The sequence below is a fragment of the Jannaschia sp. S6380 genome (assembly GCF_023015695.1).
In the GTDB taxonomy this organism is placed as follows: Bacteria; Pseudomonadota; Alphaproteobacteria; order Rhodobacterales; family Rhodobacteraceae; genus Jannaschia.
Map to the genome: position 1 here is coordinate 2,055,042 of NZ_JALKAS010000001.1, position 20,540 is coordinate 2,075,581.

The window sequence follows — 20,540 nt, forward strand, 5'->3', positions numbered from 1 at the left end:
CCCTGCTAGTCTCGGCCGGGTAACGAGTAACCTAAGTACGGTCCCGGCGTGCCCCGCCCCTCGACCGCGGAGACGCAGGACATGCCGGACCCGAGCCTTTTCGACCTGCCTCCGTTGCAGATGACCGGATTGCTCGGGGCCGGCCTCTACATCCTGACCTACACCGCCATGACGACGCGGATCTTGAGCACCGAGAGCGTGGCGTATTTCCTGTGCAACCTGACCGCCGCCAGCCTCGTGCTGTCCAGCCTGGGGCATTCCTTCAACGCCGCGACGATGGTCATCCAGGTCTTCTTCGTTGGTGTCAGCTTGGCCGGGATCGCGCTGCGCCTGTTTCGACCCCGGCCGCGCGGGTCACAGCCGCCGGCGGAACGTCACCCGGTCGATCCCTTCCCCGTAATAGTCGCGGATCACCGCCTCCTCGGCGTAGCCCATGGCGCCGTAGAAGACGCGGGCACCGGATTGCGCTTCGTCTCCGGACGTGTCGATCAGGAGAAGGCGCCCGCCGTCGTCCCGTGCCCGGTCCTCGACCGCGCGCAGGAGGGCCCGGCCGACGCCCCGGCGACGGTCGTCTTCGCGCACGCCCACAAACAGCATGTTCCAGACGTTGTCGGACATCGGCTCGGGCGCGAGGAGGGCGGCCCCCGCACCGCCCGGGACGATCAGCCAGACGCGCGCCTCCTCCGCCCCGTCGGGCGACCAGTCGTCGAAGGCGGCCATGAAGTCGGGCAGTTCCTCGGGCGCGAAGAGCCCGGACTCGGCGGCGATGTCGAGAATGGCGCTCCGATCCTCGCGGCGAGCGGTATGGACATTGGTCATGTTGAGTACTTTCGGCAATCGGAAGGGTCCCGCCCGGGCGGGGGATGCGGCATCCGCATGTCGAAATCGCCCGAAGGGTACGTCGGGATCGGCGGTCCGGTCAACCGGACCGTCCCGCCACGGACGGTTCGGGAACGCCCTCCAGAACCCGCAGCGGGCGCCGCACCCGTTCGGCCAGCCCGCTTCGGGGCCGGGCCGGAACCTGCTTCGACACTTCCAGCAGGATGACGCCCCCGCCGCCCGACCGCGACAGGCGCTGACCGATCCGCTCGATCACGCCGCCCGAGCGCAGCCAGAACTTCCCCTCGCTGGGCGGCGCGAAAAGCGCGGCCGCGTGTCGCTCGGGGATGAGTCCCGCCGATTTCACCTGCGCCTCAAGCTGCCCCAGCGAATAGGGCCGACCGAAGCCGAACGGCGTCTTGTCACGCCGCGCCCAGAGGCCGGATCGGTTCGGCACCACGAACACGGCGCGCCCGCCGGGCCCCAGCACGCGGCCGCATTCCGCCAGGAGCGCGGCCGGGTTCTCGCAGGTCTCCAGTCCGTGCATCAGCACCAGCTTGTCCACCACGCCCGTGTCCAGCGGCCAGAGCGTCTCCTCCACCAGGGTCGAGACATTCGCCATTCCGGCCGGCCAATGCATCACGCCCTGGGGACCGGGCATCAGGCCGATGACACGGCGCGCATCGTGCAGGAACGGACGCAGCAGCGGCACCGCGAAGCCGAAGCCGGCAACCGTCTGGCCCTTCGCCTCGGGCCACATCGCGATCAGCCTGTCGCGCACGGCCTTCTGCGCCGCACGGCCGAGACGCGTGCGGTAGTAGAATTGCCGCAGGTCCAGCACGTCGAGATGCATATGGCCGTTGCCCTTCGTCCGGTTCGTGTCATGCTAGCGGCAAACGCGGAGAATGCCATGTCCCCCAGAGACGGCCTCGTGACGATCCCCTGCCTGATGGACAACTACGCCTTCGCGTTTCGGTCGGGTGACCGCGTGGCCGTCGTCGACGTGCCCGAGGCTGGCCCCATCACGGACGCGCTGGCGCGTCTCGGATGGGAATTGACGGACATCCTGCTGACCCATCACCACCCCGACCATGTCGACGGCGTCGCCGAACTGAAGGACAGGACCGGTTCGCAGGTCTGGGGCGCGGCGGCCGACGCGCATCGCCTGCCGCCGCTGGATCATGCGCTCGCCCCCGGCGACACCGTGACCATCGGCGCGGCGGAAGGTCGCGTCATCGACGTCTCGGGGCACACGATCGGTCATATCGCCTTTCTGTTCGACGGCGTGGCCTTTACCGGGGACAGCCTGATGTCGGGCGGATGCGGCCGTCTGATGGAGGGCGAGCCGGACATGATGTTCGAAAGCCTGGCGCGCTTCGCCGACCTGCCCGGAGACACGCTGATCGCCTCGGGGCACGAATACACCGCCACGAACCTGGCCTATGCCCGGACCCTTGAACCGGACAATCCGGCCCTTATCTCTCGTATCGCCGAGGTGGAGCGGCTGCGCGCGGAGGGTGAGCCTTCCGTTCCGTCCACCCTCGGCGCCGAGCGCAACACCAACCCGTTCCTGCGCGCCCACGTCCCCGGAATGAAGGCCGCGACGGGAACCACCGGACAATCGGATGCCATCACCTTCGCCGCCGCGCGCCGCGGAAGGGACGCATTCTGATGCCAGATTGGCGGGGACGATCCGCCGCCGACACCGGTCACAGTCCGGCGACGAATGCGAAAAAGGGTTGAAGCCGGGCGGCTGACAACCAAAACTTAAAGAAAGGCCGCTTACAGTCCCGTAGGCGACATACAGGCAGGAGAACACCATGCCCTCGTTCTCGAACACACTCGAACAGGCGATCCACGCGGCCCTGGCCCAGGCCAACGCGCGCCGCCATGAACTCGCCACGCTGGAACACCTCCTGCTGGTTCTGATCGACGAACCCGATGCCGCCCGCGTCATGCAGGCATGCGGCGTCAACCTCGACGAGCTGCGCCAAACGGTCGAAGATTTCATCGAGGACGATCTCAGCACGCTCGTGACCGATGTCGAAGGGTCCGAGGCGGTGCCGACCGCCGCCTTCCAGCGCGTGATCCAGCGCGCCGCCATCCACGTCCAGTCCTCTGGCCGGACCGAAGTGACCGGAGCCAACGTCCTCGTGGCGATCTTCGCCGAGCGCGAATCGAACGCCGCCTACTTCCTGCAGGAACAGGACATGACCCGCTACGACGCGGTGAACTTCATCGCGCATGGCGTGGCGAAGGACCCAGAGTTCGGCGAGCCGCGGGCGGTTCAGGGATCCGAGGAGGAGAATGACGGCTTCACCGGCGCCTCCGACGGCCCCAACCCGGCCGAAAACCGCGAGTCGGCGCTGGCGAAATACACCGTCGATCTTAACAAGAAGTCCGAGAAGGGCGATATCGACCCGCTCATCGGCCGCGCCCATGAGGTGGAGCGCGCGATCCAGGTCCTCTGCCGCCGGCGCAAGAACAACCCGCTTCTGGTGGGCGATCCCGGCGTCGGCAAGACCGCCATTGCCGAGGGTCTGGCCCGCAAGATCGTCCAGGGCGAAGTGCCCGAAGTGCTGTCGGGGGCCACGATCTTCTCGCTCGACATGGGCGCGCTGCTGGCCGGCACCCGCTACCGTGGCGATTTCGAGGAGCGTCTGAAGGCGGTCGTCTCCGAGCTGGAGGAGCATCCCGACGCGGTCCTGTTCATCGACGAGATCCATACGGTGATCGGCGCCGGGGCCACGTCCGGCGGGGCGATGGACGCCTCGAACCTGCTCAAGCCCGCCCTCGCCGGCGGCAAGCTCCGGACGATGGGATCGACCACCTACAAGGAGTTCCGCCAGCACTTCGAGAAGGACCGCGCCCTGTCGCGCCGGTTCCAGAAGATCGACGTGAACGAGCCTTCGGTCGACGACACCGTCAAGATCCTGAAGGGCGTGAAGCCGTATTTCGAGGACCATCACGGCATCAAGTACACCGCCGACGCGATCAAGAGCGCGGTTGAGCTTTCTGCGCGCTACATCAACGACCGCAAGCTGCCGGACAAGGCCATCGACGTCATCGACGAGGCCGGGGCCGCGCAGGCGCTGGTGCCCGACAGCAAGCGGCGCAAGACCATCGGCACCAAGGAGATCGAGTCGGTCGTGGCCAAGATCGCCCGGATCCCGCCCAAGAACGTCTCGAAGGACGATGCCGAGGTGCTGCGCGATCTCGAAGGATCGCTCAAGCGCGTCGTGTTCGGCCAAGACCCGGCGATCGAGGCGCTGAGCTCCGCCATCAAGCTTGCCCGCGCCGGCCTGCGCGAGCCCGAGAAGCCGATCGGCAACTACCTGTTCGCCGGCCCCACCGGCGTTGGCAAGACCGAGGTGGCCCGGCAACTGGCCGATACGCTGGGTGTCGAGATGCTGCGCTTCGACATGTCGGAATACATGGAAAAGCACGCTGTCAGCCGCCTCATCGGCGCGCCTCCGGGCTATGTCGGCTTCGACCAGGGCGGCCTGCTGACCGACGGCGTCGACCAGCATCCGCATTGCGTGCTCCTCCTCGACGAGATCGAGAAGGCCCATCCGGACGTGTTCAACATCCTGCTGCAGGTTATGGACCACGGCAAGCTGACCGACCACAACGGCCGGGCGGTGGATTTCCGCAACGTCGTACTGATCATGACGTCGAATGCCGGGGCGTCCGAGATGTCCAAGGCGGCGATCGGCTTCGGGCGCGACCGGCGCGAGGGCGAGGATACGGCTGCCATCGAGCGGACGTTCACGCCCGAGTTCCGCAACCGCCTCGACGCCGTCATCAGCTTCGGCCCGCTGCCGAAGGAAACGATCCTGCAGGTGGTCGAGAAGTTCGTCCTGCAGCTGGAAGCGCAGCTGATGGATCGCGGCGTGTCTATCGAGTTGACCCGCGCGGCGGCCGAATGGATCGCCGACAAGGGCTATGACGACAAGATGGGCGCCCGCCCCCTTGCCCGCGTCATCCAGGAGCACGTCAAGAAGCCGCTGGCCGAGGAGCTGCTGTTCGGGAAGCTGGCCAAGGGCGGTGTCGTGAAGGTCGACGTCAAGAACGGGGCGCTCGACCTGCGGATCGAGGAACCGGGTGCGCCCAAGATCTCGAACCGCCGCCCGCCGCTTCTGACCGCGGACTGACGCGGCCCGACGACGCGACGGGAAGGCCCCCGACCGAAAGGCGGGGGCCTTTCGTTTGCGCGCATCGTTGCCCCTTGACCTGCGAGCGCGACCACGCAGACTGCCGGCAGCGAAGGAGACTTAGCATGGTTCGATCGTCCGATCCCGCGCGCGTCCCCGGATCGATCCGCCTCGGTCCGATATGCGCAATCCCCGCACTATTGCTGGCCGCCCCCGGTCATGCGCAGGACCTGCGCCTGCGGCTGCCGCTGGATTGCACCTTGGGCGAGACCTGTTTCATCCAGCAATATGTCGACGCCGATCCGGGGCCCGGGCACGCCGATTTCACGGGCGGTCCGCTTAGCTATGACGGCCACAAGGGAACGGATTTCCGCGTCTCCGACCTGGAGGCGATGGCGCTCGGCGTTCCCGTCCTCGCGCCGGCCCGGGGCACCGTACGCGGCACGCGCGACGGCATGCCGGACCGCATCATGACCGACCGGGCCGATGTTGCCGACCGGGAATGCGGCAACGGTGTCGCCATCTCCCATGACGACGGTTGGGAGACGCAGCTTTGCCATTTGGCGCAGGGCTCGGTGCTGGTCGACACCGGCGACGCGGTCGAGGCCGGCCAGCCGATCGGCCGGATCGGTCTGTCCGGCGCCTCGCAGTTCCCGCATGTCCACATCGCGGTGCGCCGCGACGGCGAGGTGGTGGACCCGTTCGTCGAAGGATTGTGGCTGGAGGCGCCGGCCTACGAACCGGGGGGCCTGCTGTCGGCGGGCTTCGCGGACGGCATTCCCGAATACGAGCAGGTGAAGGCGGGCACGGCCGATGCGGCGGATCTGCCGGCCGATGCCCCTGCCCTCGTGCTCTGGGGTTCGGTCTTCGGGGGGCGGGCGGGCGACGTGATCGGGTTGACGATCACGGGCCCGGACGGAAACGAGGTGTTCGAACAGGAGATCGCGCTGGAGCGCACGCAGGCCGAGCTGTTTCGCGCCGCCGGCCGACGCCTTCGGGCCGAGCGATGGGATCCGGGAGCCTATGCCGGCCGGGTCATCCTGATGCGCGACGGGCAGGAGATCGACCGGCTGGATACGCAGGTCGTCCTGCGCTGACGGCTAGCGCGGCTCCGGCATCTCGACGTCACCGCCCGCCTCGCGCCACGCCTCGAAACCGCCATCCAGATGCGCGACCTCGAAGCCCATGTCGGTCAGCGTCGCCGCCGCCAGGGCCGACCGCCACCCCATCGCGCAATGCAGGACGAACGGACCCGGACCGGCGAACACCTCGCGGTGATAGGGGCTGGCCGGGTCCCACCAGAATTCCAGCATCCCGCGCGGCGCATGGACCGAGCCGGGGATGAACCCCTTGGCCCGTTCGCGCACGTCGCGGATATCGACCACCACGGCCTCGGGCGTCGCGCGCAGGCGGGCGACGTCCCATTCCTCGATCCGGGCACGGGCGTCGGCGACGAGCTGTTCGGCAGTTTTCATGGCGCCCAAGTTGACGCGCCCGCGACCCGCAGGCAAGCCTGCCGCCAAAGAGGAGGGAACACATGGAACGCATCGCGCTCGTCACCGGGGCGGCTCAGGGGATCGGCCATGCCTGCGCCGAAGCCCTGGCCGAGGATGGTTGCAAGGTCGTGCTGGTCGACATCAAGGACAGCGTCCACGACGCCGCGACCAAGCTGGGTGGCCACGCCTATGTCTGCGACATGGGCGACCCCGGCCAAATCGCGTCCCTGTTCGACAAGGTCGAGGCGGAGGTCGGGCCGGTCTCGGTCCTCGTGAACAACGCCGGCATCGCGGTGGCGGGCGATTTTCTGACCATGCCACTCGAGGATTTCCAGCGGGTCATCGACCTGAACCTCACGGGCGTGTTCCTCGCCACGCAGCGCGCCGCGCGCACCATGGTCGACCACGGGATCGAAGGCGCGATCGTCAACATGTCGTCCATCAACGCGCAGGTCGCGATCCCGGCCATCGCCGGATACTGCGCCTCGAAGGGCGGCGTGATGCAGCTGACCAAGGTCGCGGCACTGGCGCTCGCCCCCCACAATATCCGCGTCAACGCCGTCGGACCCGGCAGCATCGACACCGAGATGATGGCCGCCGTGAACGCCGACCCCGCCGCCTTCGACCGCGCGATGTCGCGCACGCCGCTCAAGCGCCCCGGCACCGCACGCGAGATCGGCGACGTCGTGGCCTTCCTCGCCTCGCCCAAGGCCAGCTACGTCACGGGCGAGACCATCTATGTCGATGGCGGACGCCTCGGCCTCAACTATACGGTGTGATCCATGATCGAACGCAAGCATACCCGCGACCGGATGAGCCAGATCGTCATCAACGGCGACACGATCTACCTGGCCGGGCAGGTCGGCGAGGGCGAGACGGTCGCCGACCAGACCCACGATTGCCTGGCCACGATCGACGGCCTGCTGGCCGAGGCCGGAAGCGACCGCGAGCATATCCTGCAGGCGGTGATCTGGCTGGCCGACATGGGTGATTTCGACGCGATGAATGCGGTCTGGGACAAGTGGATCCCGCTGGGCCATGCGCCCGCGCGGGCCTGCGGCGAGTCGCGCCTGGCCGCGCCGCGCTACCGCGTCGAGATCACGGTGATCGCCGCCCGGGCCTGAACCGGTCAGCGCCCGTGCGGATGCGCGCGGGCGTAGGTCTCCATCAGGTGGACGGTATCGACTGCCGTGTAGGCCTGCGTCGTCGACAGGGACGCGTGACCCAGCAGTTCCTGGATCGCACGCAGATCGCCGCCCGCTTCCAGCAGGTGCGTGGCGAAGCTGTGCCGCATGGCATGCGGCGTCGCGGTGGCGGGCAGGCCCAGTTGCATCCGCGCCCGCGCCATGACCCCGGCGATCAGCCGCGGGTTCAGGGCTCCGCCGCGCGCCCCGCGAAACAAGGGGGCATCCGGTTCGACCGCGTGGGGGCAGAGGGACAGATATCGGTCCACCGCCTCGCGCGCGACGGGCAGGACGGGGACGAGGCGGACCTTCCCGCCCTTGCCGCGAATGCGCAGCGTATCGCAGAGCGGTGCATCCCGGCCGGTGAGCGAGAGCCCCTCCGATATCCGCAGGCCGCAACCATAGAGGAGCGTGACCACCGCCAGGTCCCGCGCGGCGATCCACGACGTCGGATGTAGTGCCCCGACCGTGGCGATGAGGTCCTGCGCTGCCGCCCGGGGCAACGGACGTGGCAGAGGTTTCCGAAACCGCGGCGCCCGCGCCGACAGCACGGCGGTCGGGTCGAAACCTTCGCGTTCGGAAAGCCAGCGGATGAACGACTTCAGTGCCGAAAGGCGCCGGGCGACCGATCGCGGCCCGTTGCCGCGGCGCCGCTCCCCCGCCATCCAGGCGCGCAGGTCGGATGTCGTGATGCGGCCGATCTCGGCCAGGCCCATCGGCCCGCCGCGATGCGCGGCCATGAACGCCAGGATCGCCGCGACGTCGCGCCCATAGGCGCTCACGGTGTTCGCGGCCGCCCCCTCCACACCGCGCAGCCTGTCCAGCCATGCGGTCAGGGCGTCGCGCGCGCCGGGGCTGATCTCCAGTGTCATGCCGCGGCCAGATGCCGCCGCAGGACGCGTTCGAAGGCGGAGGTGAGGAAGGTCAGCAGCTCGGTCCCCTGGTTGGCGCGAAACTGGTGCGGATCTTCGGCCCCGAAAGCCAGTAGCCCCGGCATTCGACCGGCACCGAGATCCAACAGCAGCAGCGCCTCCGACCGGATCCAGGTCGCATCATCGCCGAAGATCTCGGCCGAAGCGGGGGCGCATTGGCGCAGCGTGACCTGGCGAAGCGGCACGTCGCGGCCAAGGGTGACGTAATCGCGGACGAATCCGGACGCGACCGGTGCGATCGTGTCGTGGGGCGCGTCCTCCGGCCCCATGGACTCCAGGACCAGTCGGACGCGGTCGACGCGCACGATGTCGGCAAGCTGACCGGGCAGGAGTTCCAGAAGTTCCGGCAAATCCCCCGCTTCCAGCAGCTTCAGGACGCAGCGATGGATCTGGTTCGTGCCGGCCAGGTTCTCGTAGGCGGCGGCGATGACGCTGCGATGCGTATCCTCCAGCCGATCGAGGCGCGCCTCCAGCCGTTCCATCGCGATCCCGCGCAGGTCGACGATATTCTTGCCCATCTGCCGCTCGTTGGCGACGATAAGCGCGCGCATCAGGTCGCGGTCTTCCAGGATCATGTCGGGGTCGCTCAGGATGCGGTCACGCCAATCGGCGCCCTGCGCCCGCGCGGTCGTCTCTGCCATCTGCCTCTGCTCCGGTCTGCTGCCGTTTCGGGGGGGATAGCATGTGCGCGCGATCCGGCCACGCGGTTTTCCACGCGAATTGGGAACTTGGACGCCGAAGGATGCAGCCCTGCACCAGCCCGCCGTCCATCGCGCTTGCCAGGATCGAGGGGCGGCGCCTAGGTTCAAGGCCGGGAGGCCGGACATGACCGCGAGAGGGAACGACGACTCCGCCGCGCTGGCCCGCATCGCGCGCGAATGCGATGGCGATGGCGATCCGGACAAGGCGCGGCACCGGTCGCCGACCGGCGCGAGCATGCGGCATGCCCGGCTGCGCGCACTGGCAAGGGCCAAGCGGGACGGCACGATCCCGCGCATACGGCGCGGGGCCAGCCCGTTCCAGGCCTTGCGGCTGCATCGCTGGATCGGGGCAGCCGATGACGTCGCGGGGGACGATGCGGCGGTCGAGGCGTTCGGACTCTGGGGCTCGTGGGACGATCCGACAGCGGCGGACACCGCCTATTGCCGTCGGCTGCGCCAAGATTTCTTTGCAACCCTCGGTGATTTTGGGCGGGCGATCGACGATTATATCGACTGCATTTCTGGCCCGATCTCGGACGATGAGGGCGGCGGACCCGCGCCGGGGGGCATCCTGCCACAGGACGGCGATACCTCGGGCGGCCCGACGCCCGCGCCCGGCCCGATGGCGGACCCTTGCGACGCCCTGATGAACGAGGCGGACCTTCTGTCGGAGCAGTTGAGCCGTCTGGAGGACGAGCTGGAACGGTCCTGCGGGCCGCTCCAATCGTGACTGTCCGGACTGCCAACATCAGACGATCTTGATGCCCGCCTCCTTGGCGTCCTTCACGAACTGGTCCAGCCCGTTCTTCGTCAGCGGATGGTCGATCATCTTGGAAATGACGGCGGGCGGCGCCGTCGCCACGTCGGCGCCCATCAGGGCGGCGTCCTTCATGTGGTTCGCGCTGCGGATGGAGGCGGCGAGGATCTGCGTCTCGAACCCGTAATTGTCGTAGATCGTGCGGATGTCCTGGATCAGGTCCATCCCGTCGATGTTCATGTCGTCCAGCCGACCGATGAACGGGCTGATATAGGTGGCACCGGCCTTGGCGGCCAGAAGCGCCTGATTGGCCGAGAAGCACAGCGTCACGTTCACCTTCGTGCCGTTGTCGGTCAGAATCTTGCAGACCCGCAGCCCCGCCCAGGTCAGCGGAACCTTGACGCAGACATTGGGTGCGATCGTGGCGAGGTGCTCGCCCTCCTTCAGCATCTGGTCGAAATCGACGGCGACAACCTCGGCCGAGACGGGGCCCTCGACCAGGTCGCAGATCTCCTTGGTGGCCTCCAGGATGTCGCGCCCCGATTTCAGGATCAGCGACGGGTTCGTGGTCACACCATCGACCATGCCGAGGTCGTTCAATTCGCGGATGGCGTCGATGTCGGCGGTGTCTACGAAGAATTTCATGGCGTCCTCGGGGCTGGTTTGCTTTCCTGCGGTGATACGCTCAACCCTGCGGAAGGACCATCCCCGTGGATGTCACGCTCTGGCTTGCCTTCGTCGTCGCGTCGACCGCGCTCCTCATGGTGCCCGGCCCGACGATCCTTCTCGTGATGAGCTACGCGTTGGGCCAGGGGCGCCGCGTCGCGGTGGCCTCGGCGGGCGGGGTCGCGCTCGGCGACGCGGTGGCGATGACGGCATCGCTGGCCGGTCTGGGCGCGCTCGTGCTTGCCTCGGCCACCCTGTTCACCGTGCTGAAATGGTTCGGCGCGGCCTATCTGGTCTGGATGGGGATCAAGCTCTGGCGCGCCGCCGGGTCCGCCAAGCTGGGCGAAACGGACGCCGATCGTGCCGTCGCAGCGAGGGAGGTCTTCGGCCACGCCGCCCTCGTCACCGCGCTGAATCCCAAGAGCATCGTCTTCTTCATCGCCTTCGTGCCGCAGTTCCTGCGCCCCGATCAGCCGCTCCTCCCCCAATTCGCCATCCTGATCGTCACCTTCGTCACCCTCGCGACGCTGAACGCCCTTGCCTATGTCCTTCTCGCCGACCGGATGCGCGCGGGGCTGCGGCGCCCCTCGGTCCTGCGCGGCCTGACCCGCGCGGGCGGTGGCGCGCTCATTGTCATGGGCGCCGCGACCGCGTTGACGCGCCGCACCGCCTGACGCGACGCCGCCCTCTGGTATCGTCGCCTGTCCGGGGCGATATGGGGCGCATGTCCCGCCAGCACCCTCCCGGCGCCCCCGTGGCCGTCCTGACGACGCAGCCGCTGGATCGCGCCCTCGACTACCGCGCGCCCGAGGGAGGCGTGACCGACGGCGCATTCGTCGAGGTGCCGCTGGGTCCGCGTCTCGTCCTCGGCGTGGTCTGGGGCGAGGCGGCGGGCGACTGGCCGGTCGAGAAGCTGCGCCGCGTCGCGCGCGTGCTCGACGTGCCGCCGATGGCCGACGCCTTCCGCGACTTCCTGGAGCGGGCGGCCGCCTACACGCTGACGCCGCTTCCGGCCATGTTGCGCCTGGGGTTGCGGTCGCCCGGGCTGGGCGGGGCCGCGGGAAAGCGACGGCTCTATGCCCTCGGCACCGGCGATCCCGGGCGGGCGACACCCGCGCGCGAAAAGGTCCTGGCCATCCTGGAGGAGCGACCGGAGGACGTGTTCGCACTGTCGGAACTGGCCGATCTGGCCGGGGTGTCGACCGGTGTGGTCAAGGGCCTCCTCCCCTCGGGCGCGGTGCGCGAAGTGATGACGCCCCGCGATGCCGATTTCCCCCCGCTCGATCCCGCACGCCCGGGCAAGCCGCTGGCACCCGACCAGGCGGATGCCGCCCAGGTGCTGCGCGATGCGGTGGCCGGCGGCGGCTACGGCACGACGCTTCTGCGGGGCGTCACGGGGTCGGGCAAGACCGAGGTCTATCTGGAGGCCGTTGCCGAATGCCTGGCCCGCGGCAGGCAAGCCCTGGTGCTGTTGCCGGAGATCGCGCTGACGGCGGAGTTCCTGACCCGGGTGGAGGCCCGCCTCGGCGCGCGCCCCGCCGAATGGCATTCCGGCGTGACCCAGGCCGAACGTCGCCGCGCCTGGAAGAAGACCGCCGAAGGTCAGGCCGGGTTGGTCGTGGGCGCGCGGTCGTCGCTGTTCCTGCCGTTCCGCGACCTGGGCCTGGTCGTCGTCGACGAGGAACATGACACCTCCTACAAGCAGGAGGACGGCGTGCTGTATTCGGCGCGCGACATGGCGGTGCTGCGGGCGAGCTGCGAGGGTGCGCAGGTCGTCCTCGCCTCGGCCACGCCCTCGCTGGAAAGCTGGGTCAACGCCGAAGCCGGCAAGTATCGCCGGCTGGACCTGACGTCGCGTTTCGGCGATGCGGTGCTGCCGAAGCTTGCCACGATCGACATGCGCGACGAACAGGTGCCGGCGGGCCGCTGGATCTCGCCGCGCCTGAAGGCCGCGATCGAAGCGCGCCTGATCGCGGGCGAACAGTCGCTCGTCTTCCTCAACCGCCGGGGCTACGCGCCCGTCACGCTCTGCCGGGCCTGCGGCCAGCAGGTCGCCTGCCACCAATGCGACGCGCGCATGGTCGAACACCGGTTCCAGAAACGTCTGATGTGCCACCAGTGCGGCGAGACCGCGCCGATCCCGCCCGCCTGTCCGTCCTGCGGCGTCGAGGGCAAGCTGGCCGCCGTCGGCCCCGGCGTCGAACGCATGGCCGAGGAGGTCACAGCCCTGTTCCCCGAAGCGCGCGTGGCGATCCTGTCGTCGGATCTCTTCGGTTCGGCGCGCAGCCTCAAGGCGCGGGTCGAGGAGATCGCCCAGGGCGGCGCGGACATCGTCGTGGGCACCCAGCTCGTGGCGAAGGGCCACAACTTTCCGAACCTGACCCTGGTGGGCGTGATCGACGCCGACCTGGGTCTGCAGGGGTCGGACCTCCGGGCCGCCGAACGGACGTTTCAGCTGATGCGCCAGGTCTCGGGGCGTGCGGGCCGTGCCGAGCGGCCGGGCGAGGCGCTGCTGCAGACTTTCCAGCCGGAACACCCCGTCATCCGCGCCATCCTGTCGGGGGACGAGGAGGCGTTCCTGCGCGAGGAGGCGGCGCAGCGCCGCGCGGCGGGTGTGCCCCCCTACGGCCGCATGGCCGGGATCGTGATCTCCGACCCGGAGGCGGCGACGGCCTTCGAACTGGGCCAGGCTCTGGCGCGGAACGCCGCCCCCCTGACCGGCATCGGAGCCGAGGTCTACGGCCCCGCCCCCGCGCCGATCGCGCGCATTCGTGGGCGCCATCGCGTGCGGCTGCTGGTCAAGGCGCCGCGGCAGGCGCCGATCCAGTCGGCGCTGTCGGAATGGGTCGCGGGCGTGACCGTTCCGCGCAGCACCCGGCTGAGCGTGGACATCGACCCGCAGAGCTTCCTTTGACCGCCCGGGCACCATTGCGGGCCGGACGCGGGATGCATAGAACGGCGCGACCCAGCCCGGAGTGCCCGAGGATGACCAGAGCGCCCGCCCCGCAACCGGGGATCCTTGAGATCGACCTCTACCAGGGTGGCGCGTCGAAGGTGGAGGGCGTCGACGACATCGTCAAGCTGTCCTCGAACGAAAATCCGCACGGACCCCCGCAAAGCGCGCAGGACGCCGCACGTGCCGCCGCCGAGCGGATGCATCTCTATCCGCCGACCGACCATGCCGCGCTGCGCGCCGCCATCGCCGCGGTGCACGACCTCGACCCCGACCGCATCGTCTGCGGTGTCGGATCGGACGAGATCATCCACCTGCTGTGCCAGGCCTATGCCGGGCCGGGCGACGAGGTGCTGCACACCGAACACGGCTTCGCCATGTACGCGATCAGTGCCCGCGCCGCAGGGGCCACGCCCGTCAAGGTGCCCGAGCGCGACCGCCGCGTCGCGGTCGACACGCTGCTGGACGGCATGACGGAGGCGACGCGGCTGGTCTTCATCGCCAACCCGGCGAACCCGACCGGCACCATGATCGGCGGGCAGGACATGGTGCGGCTGGCCGATGGTCTACCCGATGGCTGCCTGCTGGTCCTCGACGGGGCCTATGCGGACTACGTCGCCGATTTCGACGGGGGCCTCGGATTGGCCCAGGGGCGCGAGAACGTGATCGTCACGCGCACCTTCTCCAAGATGTACGGTCTGGGCGGCATGCGGGTCGGCTGGGGCTATGTGCCGCGCGACGTGGCGGGCGTGCTCAATCGGATCCGGGGGCCGTTCAACCTGTCGAACGTGGCGCTCGCCGCCGCCGAGGCCGCCATCCGCGACCGCGCCTTCGCGGACCGCTGCCGCGCCGACAATGCCGCGCAGCGCGCCCGGCTGCGCGCCGGCCTGGCGGAACTGGGCATCCCGAGCGATCCGTCGGAAGCGAACTTCGTCCTGGCCCGTTTCGCAGACCAAAACGAGGCCGCCGACTGCGATGCCTTCCTGCGGACGCGCGGCGTGATCGTCCGTCATCCGTCGGGCTACGGCTTCCCGGATTGCCTGCGGATCACCGTGGGCGATGCCGCCGGGGTCGACCGGCTGCTGGAGACCGTCGCCGCGTGGCGGGCCCGATGATCTATCGGCGCGTCGCCCTGATCGGACTTGGTCTGATCGCCGGCTCGATGGGGCTGCGTATGCGGCGTGACGATCTGGCCCAGGAGATCGTGGGCACCGCCCGGTCGGCCGAGACGCGATCCGTCGCCGTCGAGCTGGGCCTGTGCGACCGAGTCGTCGACACGCCCGAGGCGGCGGTCGCCGATGCCGACCTGGTCGTCCTCTGCGTGCCGGTCGGCGCGATGGCCGATGTCGCGCGCCGCATCGGCCCGCATCTCGCGCCCGGTGCCACGGTGACCGATGTCGGGTCGGTCAAGCGGGAGGTCGTCGCGGCCGTCGCGCCGCATCTGCCCGACGGCGTCGATTTCGTTCCGGCCCATCCCGTTGCGGGAACGGAACACTCCGGGCCCCGGTCCGGCTTCGCCGAGCTGTTCGAGAACCGGTGGTGCCTGCTCACGCCCGAGCGGCCTGCCGATCCGGCGGTCGCGCGGTTGACCCGGCTCTGGCGCGCGCTCGGCTCGAACGTGGAGGTGATGGACGCCGATCACCACGACCTCGTGCTGGCCGTCACCAGCCACGCGCCGCACCTGATCGCCTACACGATGGTGGGCGTGGCCGACGACCTGCGCCGGGTGACCGACAGCGAGGTCATCAAGTACTCCGCCGCCGGTTTCCGCGATTTCACGCGTATCGCCGCCAGCGACCCGGTCATGTGGCGCGACGTGTTCCTGAACAACCGCGACGCCACGCTGGAGATCCTGGGCCGCTTCACCGAGGAGCTGTTCGCGCTGCAACGCGCCATCCGCACCGGCGACGGCGAGATGCTGCACGACTACTTCACGCGCACCCGCGCCATCCGCCGGGGCATCATCGAGGCCGGGCAGGACACCGACGCCCCCGATTTCGGCCGCAGCAAGTCGGACCGGGAGGGCGTGGCATGAGGTGGATGATCCTGCTGGCGGTGCTGGCCGCACCGGCCGGTGCCGAACCCCGCCCGGTGCCGCGCCCCGCCCCGCTGATCGAGGTGATGTCCAGCCGCGGTTCGACCGAGGTGCCGGCAATCGCCGCCGTCGACGCATCGGTGCGCCCCGTCGGGCGCCTCGCGCCCGAGACGCGGGCGGCCCGGGCCATGGCGGCCCTGCGGCGCGTCGCGACGCCGCGGATCGACATCGGCGGAAAGGTGCGCCTCTCCTGGCGACCCGCGACCCGCCCGGCGGAGTTGATCCTGGCGGCCAGCCGGTCGCCCCGCACGCCGCAGGGCGGTGGCCTCTGCGGCCGCCCATCGCTCCAGGGCGCACCGATCGCCCCCGTCACCGGACCCGGCGCCTGTGGCATCCCCGATGCGGTGCGGGTCACCCATGTCGCGGGCCTGGCCCTCAGTCGCCCGGCGCGTATGGACTGCACGACGGCGCAGGCGCTCGACGATTGGGTGCGCGCAGGCGTGCTGCCGGCGGTCGGCCGAACCGGCGGCGGGGCGGTCGCCTTGGACGTGGCGGCCGGCTATGCCTGCCGGACCCGCAACTCCCGCGCGGGTGCCCGGCTGAGCGAGCACGCCCGCGGCCACGCCATCGACATCTCGGGCATTCGGTTGGCCAATGGCGGACAGATCAGCGTCCTGCGGGACTGGAACCGCGGCGGCGCGGGGCAGATCCTGCGGACGCTGTGGAAGGCGGCCTGCGGCCCCTTCGGGACGGTCCTGGGCCCCGACAGCGACCCGCATCACCGCGACCACTTCCATTTCGACACGGCGCGCTATCGCAGCGGCGCCTATTGCCGATAGGGCTGGTCCCCGCCGCCGAACCGGCCGGCGAACCCCAGGCCGCACCGGAACACCGCCATCGGCGGACGCGCACCGACCCATGGCACCGTATCGACGGGATTTCCGCGCATTTCCCGCCACCTGCGACGGAACGGTAACCCCGCCCCCGCCGGCGTGGCAGGCAAAGGGCGATACAGCCGCGCGCGCGAAGGGAACAGCGAATGTCGAATGCCAGCCGAATTCCGGGATTGGGGGATATCGCCCGACTGACCGGTCTCGACCAGGGCCTGCAGGCGCGGGTTTCGGATGCGGACCTGCGGGACGGACAGGCCGCCGCGCGACTGATGAACGACGTCATCGCCGAGGCGATGGACGCCACGGGGGTCAACGCCGATGGTCGGCTCGACGGGGACGACCTGCGCCGCATCAGCGACCACATCCGCGCGGACCCCGATCTCTACGATCGCTTCGTCGAGGGACATGGCGACGACGAGGGCAGCATCGAGACCGGGTTTCACCTTGTCCAGGGCGACGGCGGGACATTGCTGTTCCAGGGCCGCGCCTTCATCGACACGGTCGCCGACGCGATCTATCACGTGGGCTTCGCCTATCGCGACGGCCGGTTCCGCAACGAGGACGGCAACGCCAACGAGAAGGTCGACGATGTGGCCGGGTGGCTGAACTGGTTCGTGAACGGCACGAATGTCGTCTATGGAACGGGGTCGTCCGAGACGCTGCACAGCGGCGTCTACAGCGTCGATCTGGACGCCGCCGCCAGCGAGCTGTTCGAGGGTTTCGGCGGCAACGATTCCATCTGGGCCGGGCGCGGAGACGACACCGTACGCGGCGGGACGGGCCATGACGTCGCCGGGGGCGGTGAGGGCCACGACACGATGCTGGGCGGCGACGGCAACGACCGGATGAGCGGCCAGGACGGACGCGACCGCCTGTCGGGCGAGGACGGGAACGATGCGCTCTATGGCGACGACAACGCCGACAGCCTGTTCGGCGGCGCGGGGCATGACACCCTGGGCGGTGGCAACGGCAAGGACCGGCTGTTCGGCCATGCCGGCGACGACACCGTCTGGGCCGGCAACGGGGACGACCGGGCCTGGGGCGCGGCGGGGAATGACTCGATGGGCGGCGGCAAGGGGGATGACCGCCTGTCCGGCGCCGCCGGGCGCGACACGCTCTACGGCGAGGAGGGCGATGACCGGCTGGACGGCGGCAGCGACGCGGACCGGATCGGCGGCGGCATCGGCCGCGACGACCTGTCCGGCGGCGGTGGTGGCGACGTGCTGTCGGGCGAGGAGGGCCGCGACGCGATCGCAGGCGGCGGCGGGAACGACACCGTCTGGGCCGGGACCGGCAACGACACGGTCTCGGGCGGTGCGGGCGACGACTCGCTGGGTGGCAACGAGGGCCGGGACCGGATCGAGGGCAATGCCGGGAACGACATTGTCTATGGCGGCGAAGACGGCGACACGCTGACCGGCGGCGGCGGGAACGACAGCCTTTCGGGGCAGCAGGGCGATGACCGCCTGCTGGGCGGGTCGGGCAATGACCAGCTGGCCGGCGGCGACGGCCGCGACACGATCATCGGCGGCCAGGGCGCCGATCGGCTGTTGGACTGGGAGGACAGCGCGACGCGCGACATCTTCGTCTTCGCCCCGGGCGACAGCGGGCTGACCGCGGGCACGCGCGACGTGATCGAAGGGTTCGACAGCGGCCAGGACCGGATCGACCTGAGTGCCTATGACGACCTCGCCTATCGCGGCGAGAAGGGCTTCACCGGGAACAGGGCCGAGATTCGCTTCGACGGGGATCTGGTGCTGATCGATGCCGATGGCGATGGCGACGCGGATGCGTCGATCGAGCTGAAATGGGTGAACGAGGTATCGGAGGGAGATTTCATCCTCTAGCCGCCGGCAGCGGCGCCCTACCGCTCGGTCAGCTTCAGCTCGATCCGACGGTTGCGCGCGCGGGCCTCCTCGGTCGGGGCGGGGTCGACGGGCTGCCATTCGCCGAAGCCCGTCGCCGCGAGCCGGTCCGGCGGCACGCCGAGACGTTCGATCATGTAGAGCACGACCGACAGCGCGCGCCCCTGGCTCAGCTCCCAGTTGTTCCGGTACTGACCCTGGCCGGACAGGGGCGTGTCGTCGGTATGGCCGTCCACGCGCAGCACCCAATCCAGCCCTTCGGGAATCTGGTCGGCCACGTCGAGAATGACATCGGCCACCTGCGCGATCTGGCGGCGTCCCTCGGGCTGTAGCTCGACCTCGCCCTCGGCGAAGAGCACCTCGGACGAGAAGACGAACCGGTCGCCCACGATCTCGACGCCCTCGCGCCCGCCCAGGACCTCGCGCAGCTGGCCGAAGAACTCCGACCGGAACCGTTCGAGCTGCTCCGTCTCCGCCTCCAACCGGCGCCGCTCCGCCTCCTCCAGGTCGGCGCGGGCGCGCTGTTCGGCGGCCACCTGCGCCAGGGCCGCGTTGAGCCTGTTGCCGAGGACGTCCAGTTGCACCTGTGCCGCGTCGTCACGATCCGCCGCGGCGTCCAGCAGTCCCTGAAGCGACCCGAGTTGGCTGCGCAGCGCGGCGACCTGCTGGTTCAGCGCCGCGGCCTCGCGCTGGGCCACCAGGCGGTCCTCGTCGACCTCGGCCAGTTCCGTTCGGGCCTGCGACAACAGCACGTCCAGCCGTTCGGCATCGCTCAGCGCGTCGCCCGTGTCGCGTTCGGCGGCGATCCGGGCGGCCAGTTCCGCGGCCAGGGCGTCGCGCAGTTCGGCCTCGGTCGCGGCGGCCGCCTGGCGATCGGCCAGCACCGCCTCCAGCCGCTCCTGCAAAGCCGCCCGTTGCTCCTCGGCGGTGGCGATGTCGGCGCCCCGCGCGGAGAGCGCGGCCTCCAGCCGCGCGATTTCGGCTTGCAGATCCGCCTCAGTCCCCTCGCGGGCCTCCAGCGTCGCGAGAACCCCGGCCAGGCGATCCTCCAGCGCCGCGCCCGACGTCTCGGACGCATCGAGGTCCGCAAGCGCCTGCGCCAGGCGGTCGGTCAGGTCGTCGCGGGCCGTCTCGGTCGCGGCCAGAAGCGTCAGCGTCTCCTCCGCCTCGCGGCGTTTCTCCTCGAGGGCGAGCGACATGGCCGTCAGTTCGGCATCGGCATCCGCGAGCCGCTGGCGCAACGCTTCGGCGGCGGCCGCCTCTGTCAGGCGGGCGGCCTCCTCCTCCGACAGGTCCGCCTCCAGGTCGCCCAGCCGTTCGCGCAGGGCCTCCGCCGCCGCGGCCTCGGCCAGGCGGGCGGCCTCCTCGGCGTCCAGATCGGCCTGAAGACCGGTGGCCCGCGTCTGCAGCGCCTCGCTCGCGCGCGTCTCTTCCTCAAGTGCGGCGAGGGTCTGGGCCAGCGTCGCCTCCCGCGTCTCGGCCTCGCGGCGCAGGTCCACCAGCAGCGCCTCCAGCGCCTCGCGGCGGGCGGCAGCCAGGCGCGCGGCCTCGGCATCGGCGTCGATTTCGTCGCGCGCCGAGGCGAGGGCCAGCTGCAGTGCCTCACGCTCGTCGATGATCCGCGCCAGCTCCCCGCGCGAGGTGGTCAATTCGTCGGCCAGCGCTTCGCGCTCGCCCTCGGACGCCGCCAGCGATGCGGTCAGCCGGTCGCGTGTCGCGAGAAGGCCCGCGACCTGTTCCTCGAACGATGCGACGCGCGCGGTCAGGTCGTCGCGCTGCGCCGACAGCGTGGCGATCAGCGCCGCCTGCCGGCCGCGTTCATCCTCCAGCGCGGTGACCTCGTCTTCCAGCCCGGCGGCGCGCTGGTTTTCCAGGCCCAGCGCCTGGGCGAGCGAAGCGACCTGACGGCCCAGCGCGTCCAGCTCGACATCCTGGTCCGAGATCGTCTCGGACAGGACGAATTGCACGATCATGAAGATCGACAGCACGAACATCAGCACCAGCAGCAGCGCCGTCATCGCATCGACGAAACCGGGCCAGACATTCGCCGTGAACCGTTGCCCGCTGCGCCGGACGAACGCCATG

Annotated in this window: 20 protein-coding genes; 12 read left to right on the forward strand and 8 right to left on the reverse strand. The window is 69.9% G+C overall.

Annotated elements, in window-relative coordinates; all coding sequences use genetic code 11:
* Nucleotides 1–158: 158 nt before the first annotated feature.
* The 3 genes from MWU52_RS18010 to MWU52_RS10635 all read right to left on the reverse strand — a co-directional run bounded on the left by MWU52_RS18010 (nucleotide 159) and on the right by MWU52_RS10635 (nucleotide 1,672).
* Complete coding sequence (locus MWU52_RS18010; protein WP_281493946.1) at nucleotides 159–284, reverse strand: hypothetical protein; 126 nt, start codon at nucleotides 282–284, stop codon at nucleotides 159–161.
* Nucleotides 285–354: 70 nt separating this feature from the next.
* A complete protein-coding gene (locus MWU52_RS10630; RefSeq protein ID WP_246951825.1) occupies nucleotides 355–819 on the reverse strand; it encodes a GNAT family N-acetyltransferase in 465 nt (154 codons plus the stop codon).
* A gap of 100 nt (nucleotides 820–919) precedes the next feature.
* Nucleotides 920–1,672, reverse strand: a complete 753-nt coding sequence (locus MWU52_RS10635; protein WP_246951826.1) for a class I SAM-dependent methyltransferase — start codon at nucleotides 1,670–1,672, stop codon at nucleotides 920–922.
* A gap of 57 nt (nucleotides 1,673–1,729) precedes the next feature.
* Between MWU52_RS10635 and gloB the strand changes: the two genes are divergently transcribed.
* The 3 genes from gloB (at nucleotide 1,730) to MWU52_RS10650 (ending at nucleotide 6,070) form a co-directional block, all read left to right on the forward strand.
* Nucleotides 1,730–2,491, forward strand: a complete 762-nt coding sequence (gloB, locus tag MWU52_RS10640; protein ID WP_246951829.1) for a hydroxyacylglutathione hydrolase — start codon at nucleotides 1,730–1,732, stop codon at nucleotides 2,489–2,491.
* 148 nt (nucleotides 2,492–2,639) lie between these two features.
* Nucleotides 2,640–4,973 carry an ATP-dependent Clp protease ATP-binding subunit ClpA gene (gene clpA, locus MWU52_RS10645; protein ID WP_246951830.1) on the forward strand — a complete coding sequence of 778 codons (2,334 nt, stop codon included), beginning with the start codon at nucleotides 2,640–2,642 and terminating at the stop codon, nucleotides 4,971–4,973.
* Nucleotides 4,974–5,098: 125 nt separating this feature from the next.
* Nucleotides 5,099–6,070: a M23 family metallopeptidase gene (locus MWU52_RS10650; RefSeq protein WP_246951832.1), complete on the forward strand. Its 972-nt coding sequence runs from the start codon at nucleotides 5,099–5,101 to the stop codon at nucleotides 6,068–6,070.
* 3 nt (nucleotides 6,071–6,073) lie between these two features.
* Here MWU52_RS10650 and MWU52_RS10655 read toward each other — a convergent pair whose 3' ends face one another.
* Entirely contained in the window at nucleotides 6,074–6,448 is a 375-nt protein-coding gene (locus tag MWU52_RS10655; RefSeq protein ID WP_246951834.1) for a rhodanese-like domain-containing protein, read from the reverse strand.
* Between the two features lie 62 nt (nucleotides 6,449–6,510).
* Here MWU52_RS10655 and MWU52_RS10660 point away from each other — a divergent pair, with 62 nt between their 5' ends.
* On the forward strand, nucleotides 6,511–7,248 hold the full coding sequence (locus tag MWU52_RS10660) for an SDR family oxidoreductase (RefSeq protein ID WP_246951836.1): 738 nt from the start codon (nucleotides 6,511–6,513) through the stop codon (nucleotides 7,246–7,248).
* Nucleotides 7,249–7,251: 3 nt separating this feature from the next.
* Entirely contained in the window at nucleotides 7,252–7,593 is a 342-nt protein-coding gene (locus tag MWU52_RS10665; protein ID WP_246951838.1) for a RidA family protein, read from the forward strand.
* 5 nt (nucleotides 7,594–7,598) lie between these two features.
* Here the strand turns inward: MWU52_RS10665 and MWU52_RS10670 are convergent, their stop codons facing one another.
* Together MWU52_RS10670 and MWU52_RS10675 are read right to left on the reverse strand one after the other, a co-directional pair.
* Nucleotides 7,599–8,525, reverse strand: a complete 927-nt coding sequence (locus MWU52_RS10670) for a tyrosine recombinase XerC (RefSeq protein ID WP_246951840.1) — start codon at nucleotides 8,523–8,525, stop codon at nucleotides 7,599–7,601.
* Complete coding sequence (locus MWU52_RS10675; protein WP_246951842.1) at nucleotides 8,522–9,226, reverse strand: DUF484 family protein; 705 nt, start codon at nucleotides 9,224–9,226, stop codon at nucleotides 8,522–8,524. The genes MWU52_RS10670 and MWU52_RS10675 overlap by 4 nt, the downstream gene beginning before the upstream one ends.
* 184 nt (nucleotides 9,227–9,410) lie before the next feature.
* On the opposite strand from MWU52_RS10675, the gene MWU52_RS10680 reads away from it, so the two are divergent.
* Nucleotides 9,411–10,016, forward strand: a complete 606-nt coding sequence (locus tag MWU52_RS10680; protein ID WP_246951844.1) for a hypothetical protein — start codon at nucleotides 9,411–9,413, stop codon at nucleotides 10,014–10,016.
* A gap of 18 nt (nucleotides 10,017–10,034) precedes the next feature.
* Here the strand turns inward: MWU52_RS10680 and fsa are convergent, their stop codons facing one another.
* Nucleotides 10,035–10,688, reverse strand: a complete 654-nt coding sequence (gene fsa / locus MWU52_RS10685) for a fructose-6-phosphate aldolase (protein WP_246951846.1) — start codon at nucleotides 10,686–10,688, stop codon at nucleotides 10,035–10,037.
* Nucleotides 10,689–10,753: 65 nt separating this feature from the next.
* Between fsa and MWU52_RS10690 the strand changes: the two genes are divergently transcribed.
* The 6 genes from MWU52_RS10690 to MWU52_RS10715 all read left to right on the forward strand — a co-directional run bounded on the left by MWU52_RS10690 (nucleotide 10,754) and on the right by MWU52_RS10715 (nucleotide 18,437).
* A complete protein-coding gene (locus MWU52_RS10690; RefSeq protein ID WP_246951848.1) occupies nucleotides 10,754–11,383 on the forward strand; it encodes a LysE family transporter in 630 nt (209 codons plus the stop codon).
* 50 nt (nucleotides 11,384–11,433) lie between these two features.
* Nucleotides 11,434–13,623: a primosomal protein N' gene (locus MWU52_RS10695; protein ID WP_246951850.1), complete on the forward strand. Its 2,190-nt coding sequence runs from the start codon at nucleotides 11,434–11,436 to the stop codon at nucleotides 13,621–13,623.
* A 71-nt stretch (nucleotides 13,624–13,694) separates the two neighbouring features.
* Nucleotides 13,695–14,777 (forward strand): histidinol-phosphate transaminase, encoded by a 1,083-nt coding sequence (gene hisC / locus MWU52_RS10700; RefSeq protein WP_246951851.1) that lies wholly within the window; start codon nucleotides 13,695–13,697, stop codon nucleotides 14,775–14,777.
* Nucleotides 14,774–15,697: a prephenate/arogenate dehydrogenase family protein gene (locus MWU52_RS10705; protein ID WP_246951853.1), complete on the forward strand. Its 924-nt coding sequence runs from the start codon at nucleotides 14,774–14,776 to the stop codon at nucleotides 15,695–15,697. Before hisC ends, MWU52_RS10705 begins: the two co-directional genes overlap by 4 nt.
* The gene (locus MWU52_RS10710; protein ID WP_246951855.1) at nucleotides 15,694–16,536 is read left to right on the forward strand and encodes an extensin family protein; all 843 of its coding nucleotides are present in this window, start codon (nucleotides 15,694–15,696) and stop codon (nucleotides 16,534–16,536) included. The genes MWU52_RS10705 and MWU52_RS10710 overlap by 4 nt, the downstream gene beginning before the upstream one ends.
* Nucleotides 16,537–16,763: 227 nt before the next feature.
* Nucleotides 16,764–18,437: a calcium-binding protein gene (locus MWU52_RS10715; RefSeq protein ID WP_246951857.1), complete on the forward strand. Its 1,674-nt coding sequence runs from the start codon at nucleotides 16,764–16,766 to the stop codon at nucleotides 18,435–18,437.
* A 17-nt stretch (nucleotides 18,438–18,454) separates the two neighbouring features.
* Here MWU52_RS10715 and MWU52_RS10720 read toward each other — a convergent pair whose 3' ends face one another.
* Nucleotides 18,455–20,539 (reverse strand): peptidoglycan -binding protein, encoded by a 2,085-nt coding sequence (locus MWU52_RS10720; protein ID WP_246951859.1) that lies wholly within the window; start codon nucleotides 20,537–20,539, stop codon nucleotides 18,455–18,457.
* Nucleotide 20,540: the final 1 nt, after the last annotated feature.

What these genes read in the sequence shown, in the direction of transcription:
- MWU52_RS18010 (WP_281493946.1), bottom strand. Translation starts at nt 284, where the DNA reads ATGACCATCGTCGCGGCGTTGAAGGAATGCCCCAGGCTGGACAGCACG.
- MWU52_RS10630 (WP_246951825.1), bottom strand. Translation starts at nt 819, where the DNA reads ATGACCAATGTCCATACCGCTCGCCGCGAGGATCGGAGCGCCATTCTC.
- MWU52_RS10635 (WP_246951826.1), bottom strand. Translation starts at nt 1,672, where the DNA reads ATGCATCTCGACGTGCTGGACCTGCGGCAATTCTACTACCGCACGCGT.
- gloB (WP_246951829.1), top strand. Translation starts at nt 1,730, where the DNA reads ATGTCCCCCAGAGACGGCCTCGTGACGATCCCCTGCCTGATGGACAAC.
- clpA (WP_246951830.1), top strand. Translation starts at nt 2,640, where the DNA reads ATGCCCTCGTTCTCGAACACACTCGAACAGGCGATCCACGCGGCCCTG.
- MWU52_RS10650 (WP_246951832.1), top strand. Translation starts at nt 5,099, where the DNA reads ATGGTTCGATCGTCCGATCCCGCGCGCGTCCCCGGATCGATCCGCCTC.
- MWU52_RS10655 (WP_246951834.1), bottom strand. Translation starts at nt 6,448, where the DNA reads ATGAAAACTGCCGAACAGCTCGTCGCCGACGCCCGTGCCCGGATCGAG.
- MWU52_RS10660 (WP_246951836.1), top strand. Translation starts at nt 6,511, where the DNA reads ATGGAACGCATCGCGCTCGTCACCGGGGCGGCTCAGGGGATCGGCCAT.
- MWU52_RS10665 (WP_246951838.1), top strand. Translation starts at nt 7,252, where the DNA reads ATGATCGAACGCAAGCATACCCGCGACCGGATGAGCCAGATCGTCATC.
- MWU52_RS10670 (WP_246951840.1), bottom strand. Translation starts at nt 8,525, where the DNA reads ATGACACTGGAGATCAGCCCCGGCGCGCGCGACGCCCTGACCGCATGG.
- MWU52_RS10675 (WP_246951842.1), bottom strand. Translation starts at nt 9,226, where the DNA reads ATGGCAGAGACGACCGCGCGGGCGCAGGGCGCCGATTGGCGTGACCGC.
- MWU52_RS10680 (WP_246951844.1), top strand. Translation starts at nt 9,411, where the DNA reads ATGACCGCGAGAGGGAACGACGACTCCGCCGCGCTGGCCCGCATCGCG.
- fsa (WP_246951846.1), bottom strand. Translation starts at nt 10,688, where the DNA reads ATGAAATTCTTCGTAGACACCGCCGACATCGACGCCATCCGCGAATTG.
- MWU52_RS10695 (WP_246951850.1), top strand. Translation starts at nt 11,434, where the DNA reads ATGTCCCGCCAGCACCCTCCCGGCGCCCCCGTGGCCGTCCTGACGACG.
- hisC (WP_246951851.1), top strand. Translation starts at nt 13,695, where the DNA reads ATGACCAGAGCGCCCGCCCCGCAACCGGGGATCCTTGAGATCGACCTC.
- MWU52_RS10705 (WP_246951853.1), top strand. Translation starts at nt 14,774, where the DNA reads ATGATCTATCGGCGCGTCGCCCTGATCGGACTTGGTCTGATCGCCGGC.
- MWU52_RS10710 (WP_246951855.1), top strand. Translation starts at nt 15,694, where the DNA reads ATGAGGTGGATGATCCTGCTGGCGGTGCTGGCCGCACCGGCCGGTGCC.
- MWU52_RS10720 (WP_246951859.1), bottom strand. Translation starts at nt 20,539, where the DNA reads ATGGCGTTCGTCCGGCGCAGCGGGCAACGGTTCACGGCGAATGTCTGG.